This is a genomic window from Rhodococcus sp. YL-1 (assembly GCF_001942025.1).
GTDB classification, from domain to species: domain Bacteria; phylum Actinomycetota; class Actinomycetes; order Mycobacteriales; family Mycobacteriaceae; genus Rhodococcus_F; species Rhodococcus_F qingshengii.
The window spans coordinates 81,080-98,088 of the sequence record NZ_CP017299.1 but is presented as its reverse complement, the minus strand read 5'-3'; the positions used below and the strand labels follow the sequence as shown (position 1 = coordinate 98,088).

12 protein-coding genes are annotated in these 17,009 nt (G+C 64.3%); 6 read left to right on the top strand and 6 right to left on the bottom strand.

The features are described 5' to 3' along the window. The first annotated feature begins 46 nt into the window (after positions 1–46). From lysX to BH682_RS00450, 4 genes are all read left to right on the top strand, one after another. Positions 47–3,403 carry a bifunctional lysylphosphatidylglycerol synthetase/lysine--tRNA ligase LysX gene (gene lysX / locus BH682_RS00465; RefSeq protein ID WP_003943575.1) on the top strand — a complete coding sequence of 1,119 codons (3,357 nt, stop codon included), beginning with the start codon at positions 47–49 and terminating at the stop codon, positions 3,401–3,403. Positions 3,404–3,416: 13 nt separating this feature from the next. Then, positions 3,417–4,307, top strand: coding sequence for an alpha/beta fold hydrolase (locus tag BH682_RS00460; protein ID WP_082900962.1), 891 nt, complete (start codon positions 3,417–3,419; stop codon positions 4,305–4,307). 78 nt (positions 4,308–4,385) lie between these two features. Continuing rightward, complete coding sequence (locus tag BH682_RS00455) at positions 4,386–5,795, top strand: GGDEF domain-containing protein (RefSeq protein WP_075831725.1); 1,410 nt, start codon at positions 4,386–4,388, stop codon at positions 5,793–5,795. 5 nt (positions 5,796–5,800) lie between these two features. Then, positions 5,801–6,400 carry a histidine phosphatase family protein gene (locus tag BH682_RS00450; RefSeq protein ID WP_075831723.1) on the top strand — a complete coding sequence of 200 codons (600 nt, stop codon included), beginning with the start codon at positions 5,801–5,803 and terminating at the stop codon, positions 6,398–6,400. Here the strand turns inward: BH682_RS00450 and BH682_RS00445 are convergent, their stop codons facing one another. The 6 genes from BH682_RS00445 to BH682_RS00420 all read right to left on the bottom strand — a co-directional run bounded on the left by BH682_RS00445 (position 6,401) and on the right by BH682_RS00420 (position 14,052). Next, a complete protein-coding gene (locus BH682_RS00445; RefSeq protein ID WP_075831721.1) occupies positions 6,401–7,390 on the bottom strand; it encodes an ABC transporter ATP-binding protein in 990 nt (329 codons plus the stop codon). It abuts the gene before it with no gap. Next, positions 7,390–8,487, bottom strand: coding sequence for an ABC transporter ATP-binding protein (locus tag BH682_RS00440; RefSeq protein WP_021342346.1), 1,098 nt, complete (start codon positions 8,485–8,487; stop codon positions 7,390–7,392). The genes BH682_RS00445 and BH682_RS00440 overlap by 1 nt, the downstream gene beginning before the upstream one ends. Further along, a complete protein-coding gene (locus BH682_RS00435) occupies positions 8,484–9,578 on the bottom strand; it encodes an ABC transporter permease (protein ID WP_007735813.1) in 1,095 nt (364 codons plus the stop codon). The genes BH682_RS00440 and BH682_RS00435 overlap by 4 nt, the downstream gene beginning before the upstream one ends. Then, positions 9,571–10,527 (bottom strand): ABC transporter permease, encoded by a 957-nt coding sequence (locus BH682_RS00430; RefSeq protein WP_003943571.1) that lies wholly within the window; start codon positions 10,525–10,527, stop codon positions 9,571–9,573. Before BH682_RS00430 ends, BH682_RS00435 begins: the two co-directional genes overlap by 8 nt. A 127-nt stretch (positions 10,528–10,654) precedes the next feature. Next, positions 10,655–12,274 carry an ABC transporter substrate-binding protein gene (locus BH682_RS00425; RefSeq protein WP_063315312.1) on the bottom strand — a complete coding sequence of 540 codons (1,620 nt, stop codon included), beginning with the start codon at positions 12,272–12,274 and terminating at the stop codon, positions 10,655–10,657. Between the two features lie 182 nt (positions 12,275–12,456). After that, positions 12,457–14,052, bottom strand: a complete 1,596-nt coding sequence (locus BH682_RS00420) for a Na+/H+ antiporter (RefSeq protein WP_075831719.1) — start codon at positions 14,050–14,052, stop codon at positions 12,457–12,459. Positions 14,053–14,078: 26 nt separating this feature from the next. On the opposite strand from BH682_RS00420, the gene BH682_RS00415 reads away from it, so the two are divergent. Both BH682_RS00415 and BH682_RS00410 read left to right on the top strand, forming a co-directional pair. Next, the gene (locus tag BH682_RS00415) at positions 14,079–14,399 is read left to right on the top strand and encodes a UBP-type zinc finger domain-containing protein (RefSeq protein ID WP_003943615.1); all 321 of its coding nucleotides are present in this window, start codon (positions 14,079–14,081) and stop codon (positions 14,397–14,399) included. A 292-nt stretch (positions 14,400–14,691) separates the two neighbouring features. Next, positions 14,692–17,004, top strand: coding sequence for a transketolase-like TK C-terminal-containing protein (locus BH682_RS00410; protein WP_075831717.1), 2,313 nt, complete (start codon positions 14,692–14,694; stop codon positions 17,002–17,004). Positions 17,005–17,009 lie beyond the last annotated feature (5 nt).

The window sequence follows — 17,009 nt, the reverse complement described above, 5'->3', positions numbered from 1 at the left end:
CACACTTAGCGTGAGGATCTGATCGACCGGTAGGAGAGGAAGCTCGATGGCACCATTGACCGAGGTATCGGACACCACTGCAGAGTTGGTGGAATCGCCACCCGAAAATCCGCGCCAGGCGCGTCGATTCCGCAAAGGGCGGTTCAGCCAGGTTCCCCATATCTCGGGACTGATCCTCGGAGTCTTCTCCGTACTGGTGTTCCTGTGGAGCATCTCGCCGGTACTGCGGCACATCCTCCGCGTCCCACGCGAATACATCGACAGCTACTACTTCGACGCACCGGATACGAGCCTGTCGTGGGCGCTCGTCGTCGCCCTGCTCGCCGCCGCCCTCGCGAGCCGCAAGCGCATCGCCTGGTGGCTGCTGACGATCTACCTGTCACTGATCACCCTCACCAACATCGCCTCCGCGATCGTCGACAAGAACCCGAACAACGCCGTGGCCGTTGTCGTTTTGCTTGTCGTGATCGGAATCCTCATCGCGGCGAGGCCCGAGTTCTACACACGCGTACGGCGCGGCGCCGGCTGGAAAGCACTCGGCGTGCTGATCGGCGGCATGGCTGTAGCGACCGTGATCGGTTGGGGCCTTGTCGAACTCTTCCCAGGTGACCTACCGCAGAACCAGCGATTCCTGTGGGCCCTGAACCGCGTCACCGCGGCGGCTTCGGTCGACAACGAGGTGTTCGACGGCCACCCGCGCGTCTTCGTCAACACGGTCCTCGGTCTGCTCGGCGCCATCGCGCTCCTCGCGGCCGTCATGACGCTCTTCCGCGCGCAACGCTCCAACAACGCGCTCACCGGAAACGACGAGTCCGCGATCCGCGGGTTGATCCAGAACTTCGGTGCCGACGACTCTCTCGCTTACTTCGCCACCCGCCGCGACAAGGCGGTCATCTTCGCGCCGAGCGGCAAGGCCGCGATCACGTACCGCGTCGAGATCGGCGTCTGCCTCGCCAGTGGTGATCCCATCGGTGATCCCGAAGCGTGGCCGCACGCCATCGAAGCGTGGCAGGGGCTCGCGTCGCAGTACGGCTGGGCGACGGCCGTCATGGGCGCCAGCGAAACCGGGGCGACGGCGTACAAGAAGGCGGGCCTGAGCGTCCTGCAGCTCGGCGACGAAGCGATCCTGCGCACCCGCGAGTTCAATCTCAACGGACGCGACATGCGCCCGGTGCGCCAGGCGGTCACCCGCGTGAGGCGTCACGGCGTCACCGTCCGGATGCGACGCCATCGCGACATCCCGCCCGAGGACATGGCAGCCGTCATCATCCGCGCCGACGACTGGCGCGACACCGACACCGAGCGCGGCTTCTCCATGGCGCTCGGCCGACTGGGCGATCACCTCGACGGCGACTGCCTCCTCGTCGAAGCCGTCATGGGTGAAGGCACCGAGGACGAAAGCGTCGTCGGCATGCTCTCGCTCGTGCCGTGGGGACCGAACGGTGTTTCGCTCGACCTGATGCGCCGTAAGCCGACGGCGCCCAACGGTGTCGTCGAATTGATGGTCTCGGAGTTGGCCACACGTTCGGACGAGATCGGCGTCGTGCGAGTCTCGCTCAACTTCGCCGTGTTCCGCTCGGTGTTCGAGGAAGGTTCGCGCATCGGCGCCGGCCCGATCCTCCGCATCTGGCGCTCGGTGCTCGTCTTCTTCTCCCGCTGGTGGCAGCTCGAAGCGCTGTACCGCTCGAACGTGAAATACCAGCCGGATTGGGCGCCGCGCTTCCTCTGCTTCGAGGACAACCGCGAACTGCCGCGCGTCGGATTCGCGTCGGCCATCGCCGAAGGCTTTGTGGTGCTGCCCAGTTTCGGGCGCAAGTCCAGCCAGGTCGTCAAGCACACCGGTACGCATGCGGCAGTGCCCGCAGCTCTGGTGACGTCCGAAGGACTGCATGCCGACGGCAGCCCGCCGGACTCGGCGCCGACGTTCACGACCAACGGTCCGCGTCGACCCGAGCAGGTCCGCGTGCGCATGAACAAGCTCGCGCAACTGGCCGACGAAGGGATCGCCGCGTACCCCGTCGCCTATCCGCCGACCCACACGATTGCCGCCGCAGCGAAGTCACCGGAGGGCACCCGCGTGCGAATCGCGGGACGCCTCCTGCGGGTCCGCGACTACGGCGGAGTGGTGTTCACGGACGTGCGCGACTGGTCCGGCGACATCCAGGTTCTGGTCGACCAGGACAACGTCGGCCGCGAGAAGTTGGCGGAGTTCGCTGCCGAGTTCGATCTCGGTGACCTGATCGAAGTCAGCGGAACCATCGGGCGCAGCCGCAAGGGCGAGCTGTCGCTCATCGCCGTCGAGTGGCGCATGAACGGCAAGTGCCTGCACCCGCTGCCGGACAAGTGGAAGGGCCTCTCGGATCCCGAGACCCGCGTCCGCCAGCGGTACCTCGACATCGCCCTCAACCCGAAGGCCCGCGAACTGCTCGAGGCCCGAAGCGCCGTCGTGAAGTCGCTGCGCGATTCACTCGGTGGTCGCGGATACCTCGAAGTCGAGACCCCGATTCTGCAGCAGGTGCACGGCGGCGCGAATGCCGCTCCGTTCCTGACACACATCAACGCGTACAACCTCGACCTCTATCTCCGCATCGCACCCGAGCTGTACCTGAAGCGGTTGTGCGTCGCCGGTATGGAGAAGGTGTTCGAGATCGGCCGCGTGTTCCGCAACGAGGGCGTCGACTTCAAACACAATCCCGAGTTCACGATCCTCGAGGCCTACGAAGCCCACAGCGACTACGAGGGCATGATGCGGATGTGCCGCGAGCTGATCCAGGCGGCGGCCGTCGCAGCATTCGGTCGCGAGATCATCATGCGTCCCGGCCCGGACGGCGAACTGGTCGAGGTCGACATCTCCGGTGAGTGGCCGGTGAAGACGATGCACGGCGCCGTCGCCGAAAAACTTGGTGTCGACGTCTCCCCCGAGACAAGTCTCGAAGACCTGCAGAAGTTGTGCGACGCCAACGAGATCCCGTACCAGTCCAGCTGGGATACCGGCGCCATCGCGCAGGAAATGTACGAGCACCTGGTCGAGGACTACACGGAGTTCCCGACGTTCTACACCAACTTCCCCACCTCGATGTCGCCGCTCACCCGGCCGCACCGCAGCATCCCCGGCGTCGCCGAGAAGTGGGACCTGGTGGCGTGGGGCGTCGAACTCGGAACCGCGTACAGCGAGCTGACCGACCCTGTGGATCAGCGCAACCGGCTCACCGAGCAGTCGATGCTCGCGGCCGGCGGCGACCCGGAAGCGATGGAATTGGACGAAGACTTCCTCCAAGCCCTCGAACACGCGATGCCGCCGACGGGTGGTCTCGGGATGGGCGTCGACCGAATCGTCATGCTGATCACGGGTGGCAGCATCCGCGAGACGCTGGCCTTCCCCCTCGCGAAACCGCGTCAGTAGTCCGGATTCTCGCGTGCCGGAATTGTTCCACGTGAAACCACCGGGCGAGATCTTGCAGGTCGGCGAGAGCCGACTGCATGTTCTTGCCGAGGGCGACGGCCCCGTCGTCGTCCTGTGCGGTGGGCTGGCGGGCAATTGGTTCGACTGGGATGACTGCGCGCGTCATCTTCAGTCGGACCACACCGTCGTCCGCTTCGATCGCCCGGGCTTCGGGCTCAGCGAGCCTACTTCCGAAGTTCCGACCGTCCGCGGCGAAGCTCAGCGGATCCGCGACGTGCTCGACATTCTGGGACTGAGTGGTCCGGCCGTGGTGGTCGGCCACTCCATCGCCGGCTTCTACGTCGAAGGCTTCGCGCGCCTGTTCCCCGATCGGGCGGCGGGGATGCTCCTCCTCGATTCCAGTGCCGAGAAGGAGCCGAAACGTCTTTTCCCCCGCGACCTGCTGCTGATCGCCTCCCGAGCCGCCGCGGCTTCGTTCAGCACCACCGGGCTCCAACGACTCCTCGGTACGACGACGCGCAAGATCCTCAACCAGTCCGTGCCGCCGAGCGGGTCGTCCGAAGCCACTCTCGAATGGGTGCGGAAGATCTACCGCGAGCCTCATTATCTGGAAGCGGCGATGATCGAATACGTCGCGTACACCGATATGGCGCTGGAGCTCACCGCTTTACGACGCTCGAGCAAGCATCCACTGCCCGACATCGACCTCAGCGTCGTTGCCGCACACACTGGCCACACCACTCCCTGGTCCATCGCCTGGATGGCAAAGCAGCAGAAACTCGCCACCTACCTCGGCGGGAGTTTTCACGTCCTGCGCCCGGCGCATCACCACGCGATGATCGATCAGCCCGAGGAGTTGGCGAACTTGATTCGGCGCCTCACGCAGCCGAACCGTCGGGGATGACACTTAAAGTTACAACTCGGACAGTAGCCGGATCATTGCTAGTCTCGGACAGCTTCTGCTTTCTACGACAGGCTGACCATGGACCGTTCGACACGTCGGGTGCGCTCGTGCCTGATTTTCGTGGCGATCCTCGTTGTCGCCCTGGCGGGCATCGCCGCCCGTCCGCCCGGTTTTCTGTCGACCTTCTGGCCCGCCAACGCGATCCTTCTGGGCATTCTCCTCCGTAACCCGCGCTCGTTTGCGCCGATCGGACTCGCTGTCGGCGGCGCAGCGCTGCTGACGGCGGATCTTGCGACCGGAAGCCCCGTGCAGAGGGCCTTCGAACTGAATGCGATCAATCTGGTCGGCGTCACGACAGGATTGATCGCCGCGAACTTGCTCGGCTGCTTTCCACGGCGAATCTCCGAGACGAAGTACACGGCCAGAATCTTCCTCATCTCGGTTCTGGCGTCGTTCACGGCCGGGTCCGCCAGCGCACTACGCACTCAACTCCACGAAGGAAGCGGTGCGGCAACGGAATTGGTGGGGTGGTTCTTCGCCGACCTGTGTACGTATCTGATCGTGCTGCCGATCGTTCTGTCGGCACCGACGCTCGAACACATTCGAAGAACCTGCGGGCCGTCCGTGCGGCAGAGTCTGCGCTTGAGGCGGCTCGCACAGATCCTGGTACCTCTGGCCGCTCTCCTGGCCTGTCTGCCACTCGCCCTGGAGGTCCAGGGAGCCCTTGCGCTGCTGCTGCCGATGCCGGCGCTCCTGTGGTGCGCAATGCGTGTCTCACTGTTCAGCACTTCGCTCCTGGCAGCCGGATGGAGCGCGTGGGCACTGGTCACGGCGGGTAAGGGACGTCTGGCACTGGCAGATCCGGTGCACCTACTCAGTGAGGGGGTGACCACCCGGATCTCCGTCATCTTGATGGCACTCTCCCCCATCGCCGTAGCCGTCGCCACTGGCGCACAGCGGCGCGCTGAGCGAGAACTCCAACGCATCGCCGAATGCGACGCCCTCACCGGAACGCTGAGTCGCCACGCGTTCTGGACCCAATCGCAGGAACTCCTCGACGCCCAGCACGCGGCGCAACGACCGATCGCCGTCATGATGCTCGATCTCGACCACTTCAAATCGATCAACGACAACCTCGGCCACCTCACCGGCGATTCCGTCCTCGAACAGTTCGGAAACACCCTCCTCGCCGCTACCGAAGGGCTGGGACTCTCCGGCCGACTGGGTGGTGAGGAATTTGCCGTCGCCGCCGCCGACTGCACCTTCGAGGAAGCCATCCAGCTCGCGGAGCGCATCAGAGAGGCGCAAGAGGCCCACGCGCGATCCATTCGCGGTTTCGCGGGAACGGTCAGTATCGGCGTCGCCTGGGCCGATCGCGCGATGCCGGGCATGGAGACTCTGCTCGATATCGCCGACAACGCGATGTACCAGGCAAAACGCGACGGCCGAAACCTCGTGGTGGCGTTCGATCTCTACATGGCAAGGTGACGTAGGTGCAACTACTCCTGATCCGACACGCGCTCCCCGAACTGGCCGAGGTCACCGAAGGCCGCGCAGATCCCTCGCTGACCGACGAAGGTCGTGTCCAGGCACTACGGCTGCCCGCAGCACTGGCGCCGTACCGGATCACCGGACTCTTCAGCAGCCCGCAAAAGCGCGCACTCGAGACCGCAGCCCCGGTAGCGCAGATATTGGGCCTTCCGGTCACCCAGCGCGAGGGTCTGGCGGAATACGACTACGAGCAGCCGCACTACATCCCGATGCACGAGGTCCTGGAGCGGGCGCCGGAAACCTATGCGCGCATCAAAGCCGGCTGGCTCCCCGAGTCGGTGGACGGCGACGCCTTTCGTGCGCGAGTCCTCGGTGCGATCGACGAGATAGTCGCGGCAACGGACAACGACGCCACCGTGGCGATCTTCTGCCACGGCGGCGTCGTCAACATCGTTCTGCAGGAACTGCTCGGACTGGAGCGCCCGTTGACCTTCCCGATCGAGTACGTGTCCGTCACGCGCATTCTCGTGTCGCGTAACGGAAGCCGCAGGGTCGGGTCGATCAACGAAACCGGTCACGTACGCAACATGCTTCGCGTGTAGTCACACGTGGTGGCACGCCACCTGATGGCCGCCCTCGACGAGACGCAGCTCGGGAACTACCTCGGCGCAGAGATCAGTAGCCAGCGGGCACCGCGTGCGGAAGCGGCAGCCACTGGGCGGATTGAGCGGCGAGGGCAGTTCGATGACCTTCTGCTCGACGTTCTGCGCCGCAGTGACGGTGGCGTCGGGATCGGGAATCGACGCCAGCAGTAGCTGCGTGTACGGGTGCAGCGCGCGGTTCTGCATGTCTTCTGCGGGAACGATTTCGCAGACGCGGCCCAAGTACATGATCATCACGCGGTCACTGATGTTCTTCACGACGGCCATGTTGTGCGCAATGAACAGCAGCGACAGCCCGTGACGCTTCTTCGCGTCCTCGAGCAGGTTCAGAATCTGCGCCTGCACGGAGACGTCGAGGCTCGAGACCGGCTCGTCACAGATCAGGACCTTGGGGTCGAGCATCAATGCGCGGGCGATGCACACGCGCTGGCACTGACCACCCGAGAGTTCGCGTGGGGTTCGATCCCACACCATGTCCGGGTCCAGCCCGACCTCGGCAAGAACCTCGCGTGCCCGAGCGTCGATGGCGGCCTTGTCTTTTCCACCCCAGATCGACGGACCCTCGGTGATGAGAGCCTTGACCTTGCGACGGGGATTCAAGGAGGAGATGGGATCCTGAAAGATCATCTGCAACTGAGTGCGGCTGCGACGCAATTCTTCCGCGCCCAGTGCCGTCATTTCCGTCTCTCCGAGGCGGATCGAGCCCGACGTCGGTGAGGGCAACTGCATGATCGCCCGGCCCGCCGTGGACTTGCCGCAGCCGGATTCACCGACCACGCCCAAGGTTTCGCCCGGCGCGACGGTGAAACTGATTCCGGACACGGCGTGAACGGTCTGCCCCTTGCCGACGTTGAATTCGACAACCAAGTCCTCGACCGTCAAGGCCGCGTCCACCGTCTCGGACTGCCTGGTATCGGTTGCTGCAGTCATCAGACCATCTCCTTCACCGCGAGCGTCAGGCCCGCTGCGGTAGTGCCGGCCTTCTCGTTGGCGACCAATGCCGTTGTGCCTTCAGGGGTGTCGACCGGGTAGTGGCACGCGAACGTGTGGCTTTCGGTTGTGTTGTCCCCCGGTCCGCCGGGAGCCAGGGCCGGGTCGCCGGTCAGGCAGTCGTCCTGGGCGTAACGGCAGCGGGCGGCGAAGCGGCAGCCGGTGATCGGCTTCGTCATGTCCGGGAGACCGCCCGGAATTGTCTGCAGCACTGTGTGCGTCGGTGACTCGAGTCGCGGAATCGCGGCCATCAGCGCTTCGGTGTACGGGTGGCGAGGACGAGTGAACAACTCTTCGGTTGCCGACGTTTCCACGACGGAACCGGCGTACATGACGGCGACACGATCGGATCGGCCCGAGACCACACCGAGGTCGTGGCTGATCAGGATGACGGCCATGTTGAGCTTGTCGTTGAGTGAGGCGAGCAGATCGAGAATCTGCTTCTGCACCGTCACGTCGAGAGCGGTGGTCGGCTCGTCCGCGATCAGCAGTTTCGGCTCGCAGGCCAGGGCCATCGCGATGACCACGCGCTGTCGCATACCGCCCGAAAGTTCGTGGGGGTACTGGTCGAGCCGACGCTTGGGCTCGGGGATACCCACCATCGACAGGAGTTCCGCTGCGCGATCGCGGGCCGCGTCCTTCTTCAGACCCAGGTGGAACTTCAAGGATTCGGTGATGTGGGTACCGATGCGCTTGAACGGATTGAGCGAGGTCATCGGATCCTGGAAGACCATGGCGATCTCGGGTCCCCAGAAGTGCTTCATCTCCGACTTCTTCATCGTCGACATGTCGCGGCCGGCAAACGTCACCGTCCCGCTGATGTCGAGAGCCGGACCCTTCTGGAGCAGTCCCATGATGGTGCGCCCGAGAACCGACTTGCCGGAACCGGATTCACCCACGATGCCGAGAGTTTCGCCGGCGGAGACGTGGATCGAGACACCGTCGACTGCTCGCAACTGGCCACGGGGAGTGGCGAATACGGTTCTGATGTTGTCCGCCTGCAGCAGCGGAACGCCGTGCTGAGCTGAAGTGGTCACAGCTTACTCCGATACTTCTCGCCGATGAGGTTGAAGGAGAACACCGTCAGGAAGAGGAAGACGCCTGGTACCAGGACGATGAACGGATGCTTCTCCACGATCCCGCCCTGACCTTCCGCAATCATGTTGCCCCAGGTCGGATCAGGTTGTGCGATACCGAGTCCGAGGAAGCTCAGTGATGCTTCCGCGACGATCAGGCCGGAGACGGCCACCAGGCCGAGCGCGGCGACGGGAACGAGGACGTTGGGAACCAGCTCGCGCCAGATGACGCGCCATTTGGTGGCGCCCATGGCTCTCGCGGCAAGCACGAACTCCCGTTGGGCGACGACGATGGTGTTTGCCCTGGCGATTCGAACCATGCTGGGAATGCAGAGAATCGACAGTGCGAGGGTGATGTTGCGCAGGTTCGACGTGAGCACCGCGGCCAGTGCGATGAGCAGCACCAGAGAAGGAATGGCCAGCAGCGAGTTGGTCAGGATTCCGACCACGGCGTCGACCTTGCCACGGAAATAGCCGGCCATGACGCCGATGGTGCCACCGATGATCATGCCGATCAGCACGGCGCAGATGGCGACAGTCAAGGAGGCACGAGCACCGAACAGGGCGCGGGCGAGGAGGTCGAGACCGAAGTTGTTGGTACCCAACGGATGATCGGAGAGCAGGCTCGGCGAGGCGAAGCCCGGCTCGGCCAAGGTCTTGACCGTGTCCTTGTACTCACCGAGCGGCAGCAGCGGCGCGAAGATCGCGGCCAGGATCAGCGCGACCAGCCAGATGCACGCCAACCAGTACGAGAGATCGAACTGACTGCCCCACTTGGACGTACCGAGTTTGCCGAGACCCTTGAAGAGGAAAACCAGGGCAACGAGCGCGAGCACGATGCGGACGGTCATCATGATCGCTGAACCGAAGAGTGCGGTGCCGAGCAGCGCAACGCCGACCACTGTGAGAATCGATCCGATCAGGACCAGATTCTTGGGCTGTTCCAGCGTCTCGACGGGACCGGGAGCCAGCAGGACTGTCTGCTGCCGGTATGTCATCACCTCGGACGGGGCCGGCGACGGGGCCGCTCCGTCTGGCGTCACTTCAGACATGGACACGACGACTCCTCGGGTCAAGATAGGTGTACAGAACATCGATCGCACTGTTGACGAGGACGTAGATGACCGCGATCACGACCACCGCGCCCAGCAGCATCGGCGAATCACCCTGCTGCGCTGCGCGGACGATGAGCGTGCCCATTCCGGGCAGTGAGAACAGCGTCTCGACGATCACGGTGCTGCCGATCATGCCGCCGAGAGCCAGACCCATCATCGTGATGAGCGAGAACGACGACGGGCGAAGCGCGTCGCTGAAAAGCACTCGCAGCGTGGGCATTCCCTTGGCCTTCGACGCGAGGATGTAATCCTCACGGAGCGTCGTCACCAGGTCGGATCGGAGAACGCGAGTGAACATCGCCATCTCGAGGAGGCTGATGGTGATCGCGGGAAGTATTGCGTGTGAAAGGTTTCCGGACAGGCTGTCGCCGATGCGCACCCACTGTGATCGCGGGAACCAGCCGAGCCAGTTGACGGTGACCATGATCAGCAACAGACCGGCGAGGAAGCTCGGGACGGAAAGAACACCGAACGTCGCGGCGCTGATGACGCGGTCGATGACGCCGCCTTCGTGGTGCGCCGACCAGAGTGCGAGCGGAACTGCGACGACGAGTGCGATGACCAGACCCATCACTGCCAACTGAACGCTGACGGGGAGAGCGGAACTGATCGCGGTGAGGACGTCCTGCTGCGGGGGAACGAGCGAGTTGCCGAGGTCGCCCTGGAGAGCGCTGGTCAGCCAGTCCCAATAGCGAACCAGGAGTGGATCGTTGAGTCCGAGCTGTTGCCGAACTTCCTCGTACTCGGCAGGCGTTCGGCCTTCACCGAGAACGGAGACAGCGGGATCGCCGGGGATCAGTGATGCCAGCACGAAGGTTCCGAAGCTGACGATCAGGATCACAATGACGAGCTGGCCCAATTTCTTACCTATTGCGCCGATGTTCATCGATTTCGTCTCCTTCGGACAGCGAGCTCGCAATACACAGCAGTTCCTCTGATTTCATTTCTTCGTTCGCAGCCGGCCCCGATCCGCTGCAATACGGGCGCGGGGCCGGCTGTGAACTTCAGGCTCTCTAGGACTTCCAAGCTCCGTCGAAGAGCACGATTCCGTCGAGGCTCTGCTCGAGTCCGTGAACGTTCTGGTTCCACACGTCGAGTGCGGCGACGTTGCCCCACACCTGCCACGGGACGGTCTCGTTGGCGCGTTCCTGGATCTGTGCCAGGACTGCCTTCTTGTCCTCGTCGGTGGTTGCGACACCCAACTTGTCCAGGAGAGCATCCATTTCGGCGTCGGAGTAGCCGGTCGCGTTGTTACGGCCACCGGACTTGATGCCCGTGTACAGACGCTCGTAGGGATCGGCCTCGGCGAGGCTCAGTGCTGCGGTGCTCATGTCGTAGTCGTGATCGGCGTACATCCGCTTGACCAGATCACCTGCACCGGTGACGTATTCGATCTGAGCGTCGAAGCCGACTGCGTTGAGCATCGCCTGGATGGCCAGAGCCGTTGCCTGTGCGGACGGTTCCTGGATGGAGAGGAAGGTGATCTTTCCGTCGTAGCCGTCCGCCTTGGCCTGATCGAGCAGTTCCTTCGCCTTGGCGGGATCGACGCCGATCGGTGCGACGTCGTTGTGCCAGCGCGAGGTGTCCTGGAAGATCTCCTGGCCGGGCAGTCCCTTGCCGTTGTTGACGCGGGTGTTGAGCGTCTCCGGATCGACGGCCAGCGCCATCGCCTGGCGGACACGGACATCCGAGCCCGGGCGGCCCGGGGCCATGTTCACGTTGGCGATGTAACCGAGCGACGGGATGTCGACGAAGCCGGGGTAACCCGACTCGATCAGATCCAGGATCGGGGTGAGCGTACGCATGTACGCGGCGTCGATGCCGCCCGTCTTGAGTGCTTCGGCGGTGGGCTGAGCGCCGACGATGCTGATCAGCTTGAGCTTGTCGATGTTCGGTGCGCCGTCGTAGTAGTCGGGGCGAGCAGCCAACAGCAGTTCCTCGTTGGGAGCGAACTTCTCGAGGGTGAAGGCGCCGGCGCCGATCGGGGTGAACTGGTCACCCTGCTGGGCGCTCGGGGCGACGATCATGCCGGGTCCGGTGGCGAGCATCGACTGGATGCCTGTCCACGGATCAACGAGGTTGAAGACTACGGTCGTCGCGTCGGGGGTGTCGATCGAGGCAACCTTGGAAGCCCACAGGCTCGACTGAGGTCCCTTGTTGGTGACGTAGCGGTTGATGCTGTCGGCGACGGCCTTCGAGTCGAGAGCTGTGCCATCGCTGAACTTCACACCGTCGCGGAGCTTCAGCGTCCAGGTCTTGCTGTCCGAACTCGCTTCCAGCGACTGAGCGAGCTTGGGCTCGAACCTCTGCCCGATGGGGTCGTAACGCATGAGCACGTCGTAGATGGCGCTGAGCTCGCTGCCACCGGTGGCGCCGGCAACCTGAGCCTTCGCGGGATCGAGAGTCGTGACCGCCGAGTAACCGCTGAACGTCAGCGTGCCGCCCTTGGTGGGAGTGCCGGGATCGGCCTGCTCGTTGACCATGCCGATCTTCAGTGAGGAACCGGAATCAGCGGATTCGCCGCCGCCATTGCTCGAGCCGTTGTCGGCGCACGACGCCAGGAACATACTTGCGGTGATCGCCAGCGCAGCCGCAGCCAATCTGCGACTTCCGCGGCGGGAACTACGACTCATTCGAATGCCTCCAAGGCGGGGTAAGACCGTGACGTGATGTTGAACACGAAACAGTCTGTGATGGGAGGCACAGAAAATTGGATCGAGTCTCGCTCAGTGGAATCGGTTAAGTTGCAGGCCTCAACAGTCAGGTAAACCGACCCTGGCCAGCGGTTACCTTCGTGGACAGCAGACCAGCCGGTCTAGTCCCGGTCGAGCGTCGCTTCCTCGAGATCGAGCTCGCGAAGTACCTTCCGGAGGACCTCGTCGTCGATCCGGCCGGCATCGCGTTCGGCGATGAAGACGCCTCGCTCGGCATCGATCATCTCGAGGCGCAGCGAGCGGAAGGCGTTCGACGGGCTCTCCCCCAGATCCTCGTCGCTGCGTCCCAGTCGCTCCCACGCCGAGTTCGCGCGGTGGGTGTTCCAGCTTCGCAAGATGTCCGCGGCACGATTGCGGACCTGAGGGACGTCGTCGGCGTCGGCTCCGACCAATTCGTCCAGCCGCGCCGCAGCGGCCCGTGCAGCCTTGTCCTGGGCTGCCGCCTCGGCGCGGGCGTCGGACTGCTCTTCGTCCCCCTGCACGCCGAGGACACGGATCACCCACGGCAACGTCAGGCCGTGCAGCAACAGCGTGCCGACCACGACGACAAACGTCAGGAAGAGGATCAGCGACCGCCCCGGGAAGTCCTCCCCACTGTTGACCGTCAGCGGAATGGCGAAGGCAGCTGCCAGCGACACGACCCCTCGCATACCGGCCCACGACACGACGAACACCGCCCGCGCCGAAATCTCCGGCTCCCTCGCTCGAATACGCGGCGACAGCCAGCGCGGTACGTACGTGAACGGGAACACCCAGGCGATTCGGACCACCACGACGGTCACGAGAACGGCAACCGACGCCCAGACGACGATCGAAGTACTGTACCCCTGCAATCCGTTGACGACACTGGGCAATTGGAGACCGATCAACAGGAAGACGAACGACTCCAGGATCAGGTCGACGGCCCTCCACACTGCCGTGTCCTGCAAACGCGTCGCATAACTCGCGCGGGTGGAGCGCTGGCCGAGGAACAATCCGGCTACGACGACCGCGATGACGCCCGACGCGTGGACCTCTTCCGCAGCCAGGTAGGTGAAGAACGGCACCACCAATCCGATTCCGCTCTCCATCACCGGATCCTGGAGCTTGCCGCGAACCTTCGAGATGACGAACCCCACCGCGAGGCCGATCACCGTTCCACCGACCGCCGCGACGAGGAAGGTCTCGAAGCCGCCGATCAGCGTCGCACCCGTACCGACGGCAGCCGCGAGAGCGAACTTGTACGCCGTCAGAGCGGTGGCGTCGTTGAGCAGGCTCTCCCCGCCCAGCAGGGTCATGATCCGGCGCGGCAGGCCGAGCTTGCGTCCGATTGCGCTCGCGGACACCGCGTCCGGCGGCGCCACGATCGCGCCGAGAACCAGAGCAGCCGCTATCGAGAACTCCGGCACGATCAGGTAGGCGACAAAGCCCACCGCAGCCGTCGTCGCCAGGGGAAGCCCCACCGCGAGAAATCCGATCGGACGCAGATTCGAGCGCAAAGCCAGGTATGAACTGTCCAGTGCTGCCGAGTACAGAAGTGGAGGCAACACGACGAACAGGACGAGGTCGGGATCGAGTTCCAATTCCGGAACACCCGGTATCTGACAGGCGATCAAACCGACCAGGACGAGGATCAGCGGCGAAGACAGCCCGAACCTTCGCGCGACCGCCGCCACCAGCAACGCCGCTACTACAACCCCCAGTAATATGCCGTTCACCCTGGCAGCATGCAGTATGGAAGGCGATGAAGAAAATCCTGAAGCGAGCAGCAGCTCGCACACAGCAGCCCGCACCCGCTCCCACCGGTTGCGAGGAACTAACCAATGCGCCCGAAACGGACCCGGCGGCGCTTACGCCCGGCGTCTGCCAGGAGTGCGCCGAGTTGGGCGAGGATAACTGGTCTCACCTGCGCATGTGCCTGTCCTGCGGCCACGTCGGATGCTGCGATTCCAGCCCTCATCAGCACGCCACCAACCACTACCGCGAAACCGGGCACCCGGTCATGCGCTCACACGAGCCCGGCGAATCCTGGCGCTGGTGCTACGTCCACGACCTGATGGACTGACCGCGCGCGACTGGCGGTGCACTGCGCATAGTGCCCACCTGTCACGGCGCACAGCCCTCGGTGTTGCGCACATTGCTCAATCCACCGGGTAGCTATTGCTCAATCTGTATGCCGATGATGGACTTTGACGCAGAATCTGCACAACAGATCGACAGGTGCGGCTGGACTTTGCCGCACCGAACGGTTCGGCCTCAGGAAGTCCTGCCAAACATCACAACCACATCGTCGGCCCCACGATCTGGGGTACAGGCGGTGCGGTGATCGATGTCCACTACTGAAGGCAGGACCGGCCGTGAACAGCCCCAACATCGACCAGAACGCTCCCGAGTCACTGGCGGAGATCGAGAAGCGCGTTCTGTGGTTGTCGACCGCGATGATCCATCACGCCAACCGTGTCCGTCCGAATCCCAGCGGGCTCAAGGTCGGCGGCCATCAGGCCTCGTGCGCGTCGATGGTCTCGATCATGACGTCCCTGTGGTTCGGCCAACTTCGTTCCGGCGACCGGGTTTCCGTCAAGCCGCATGCGGCGCCGGTGCTCCACGGCATCAACTATCTGCTCGGCGAACTCGACGAGTCCTACCTGACGACTCTGCGCGAATTCGGGGGCCTGCAGAGCTACCCGAGTCGATCGAAAGATCCTGATCCGGTGGATTATTCGACCGGTTCGGTGGGTATCGGCGCGACGGCTCCCATCTGGGGCGCCATCGCTCGCCGATACGTCGACGCCTCCCTCGGCGGCGCCGGAACCGGGCGTCAGTACTCCCTGGTCGGTGACGCCGAACTCGACGAGGGCGCGGTGTGGGAAGCAGTTCTCGATCATTCGGTTGCCGAACTGGGTGAGATCGTGTGGATAGTCGACCTCAACCGCCAATCACTCGACCGGGTGGTGCCGAACATCGCGGCAACCCGCCTGGAGCACATGTTCTCGGGTGCCGGCTGGCAGGTCATCACCGTGAAGTTCGGTGCGCTGCTGGAATCACTGTTCACCCGGCCGGGCGGCACCGCGTTGCGCGAACGAATCCTGGACATGCCGAATCCGGAGTACCAGCGCCTGCTGCGATGCACGGCCGACGAGGTACGTCTGAGACTGCCCGGCGACGCGGCGGACGCCGACGCGATCACGGCGCTGATCGACGACCTCGACGACGCCACGGTGCTCGAGGCCATCCGCAATCTCGGTGGCCACGACCTCGACGCTCTGCGAGAGGCGTACGCACAGATCGACGACACCCGTCCCACCGTGATCATCGCGTACACGATCAAGGGTCGGGGTCTGCCGACGCAGGGTCATCCGCAGAACCACTCGTCGCTGCTCACCGCCGAGCAGTTCGAGCACCTGGCGGCGGAACTCGGCATGGATCCGTCGAAGCCCTGGGAACGGTTCGAGACCGACAGCCCGTCCGGCCGCATCTGCGCCGAAACCGCTGGGCGCCTGACTCGCCCGAAGGTGGAGCATCTGGTGCCCCCGGCAGTTCCGAAAGACATCGGCCGTACGCCCTCCGGCACGTCCACCACTCAGGCAGCTCTCGGCCGGGTACTACTCGACCTCAGCCGCGAAGCGCCGGACGCCGCGAAACGTGTTGTCACACTGAGCCCGGACGTCAGTTCCACCACCAACCTCGCAGGCTGGCTGAACAAGGTCGGGGTCTGGTCCCCCGACGAGCGGCACAACTGGTTTGCCGACGACGCCGAAACGATCATGCACTGGCGTGAGAAGCCCACCGGTCAGCACATGGAACTCGGTATCGCCGAGACCAACCTGGTCGGACTGATGGGCGAACTCGGTGCAACCTGGAGTCGTTGGGGCCAGCCACTCTTCCCTATCGGCGTGATGTACGACCCCTTCATCGAGCGGGCTCTCGAACCGTGGTCGTACGGCATCTACGCCGGTGGACAGTCGATCATGGTCGGCACTCCGTCGGGCGTCACCTTGGCCGCCGAAGGTGGTGCGCACCAGTCGATCAAGACCCCGTCCATCGGACTGGAACAGCCGGGTTGCACCAGTTTCGAACCGGCATTCGCCGTCGACGTGGAGTGGACGCTCCTCGACAGCATCGGACGCCTGGGCCGACCGGACGGCAGCTCGTCGTACCTGCGCCTGTCGACCCGTCCGGTCGATCAGGCCCTGGCCGCGGTACCGACCGATCCGGCTGCGCGAGAACGCCGTCGACGTCAGGTGGTGGCCGGCGCGTACACACTGCGGCACAACCCTGATCCGGCCGTCACCCTGGTCGGCATGGGTGCCACTGTCACCGAAACACTGGTCGCAGCCGAAAGACTGGGCGAGCAGGGCATTTCCGCCGACGTCGTCTGCGTGACCAGCCCCGGCTTGCTCTTCGAAGCACTCCAGTCTCGGCGCGGTCTCGCGGACGGTCCGTCGTGGATCCTGGATCAGGTCTTTCCGAGTAGCCGGTCCGCGCCGATGGTGACCGTTCTCGACGGGCACCCGCACACCCTCGCGTTCCTGACGGGAATCAACAACGTTCCGGGTGCTGCGCTCGGAGTGAGCCGGTTCGGTCAGGTCGGTTCGCTCGAGGACGTCTACCGATACCACGGCCTCGACTCCGACAGCATCGTCCGCGCTGCCCTCGATCTCACTTCTTGATCTAT

What these genes read in the sequence shown, in the direction of transcription:
- BH682_RS00425 (WP_063315312.1), bottom strand. Translation starts at nt 12,274, where the DNA reads ATGAGTCGTAGTTCCCGCCGCGGAAGTCGCAGATTGGCTGCGGCTGCG.
- BH682_RS00455 (WP_075831725.1), top strand. Translation starts at nt 4,386, where the DNA reads ATGGACCGTTCGACACGTCGGGTGCGCTCGTGCCTGATTTTCGTGGCG.
- BH682_RS00445 (WP_075831721.1), bottom strand. Translation starts at nt 7,390, where the DNA reads ATGACTGCAGCAACCGATACCAGGCAGTCCGAGACGGTGGACGCGGCC.
- lysX (WP_003943575.1), top strand. Translation starts at nt 47, where the DNA reads ATGGCACCATTGACCGAGGTATCGGACACCACTGCAGAGTTGGTGGAA.
- BH682_RS00430 (WP_003943571.1), bottom strand. Translation starts at nt 10,527, where the DNA reads ATGAACATCGGCGCAATAGGTAAGAAATTGGGCCAGCTCGTCATTGTG.
- BH682_RS00435 (WP_007735813.1), bottom strand. Translation starts at nt 9,578, where the DNA reads ATGTCTGAAGTGACGCCAGACGGAGCGGCCCCGTCGCCGGCCCCGTCC.
- BH682_RS00415 (WP_003943615.1), top strand. Translation starts at nt 14,079, where the DNA reads ATGAAGAAAATCCTGAAGCGAGCAGCAGCTCGCACACAGCAGCCCGCA.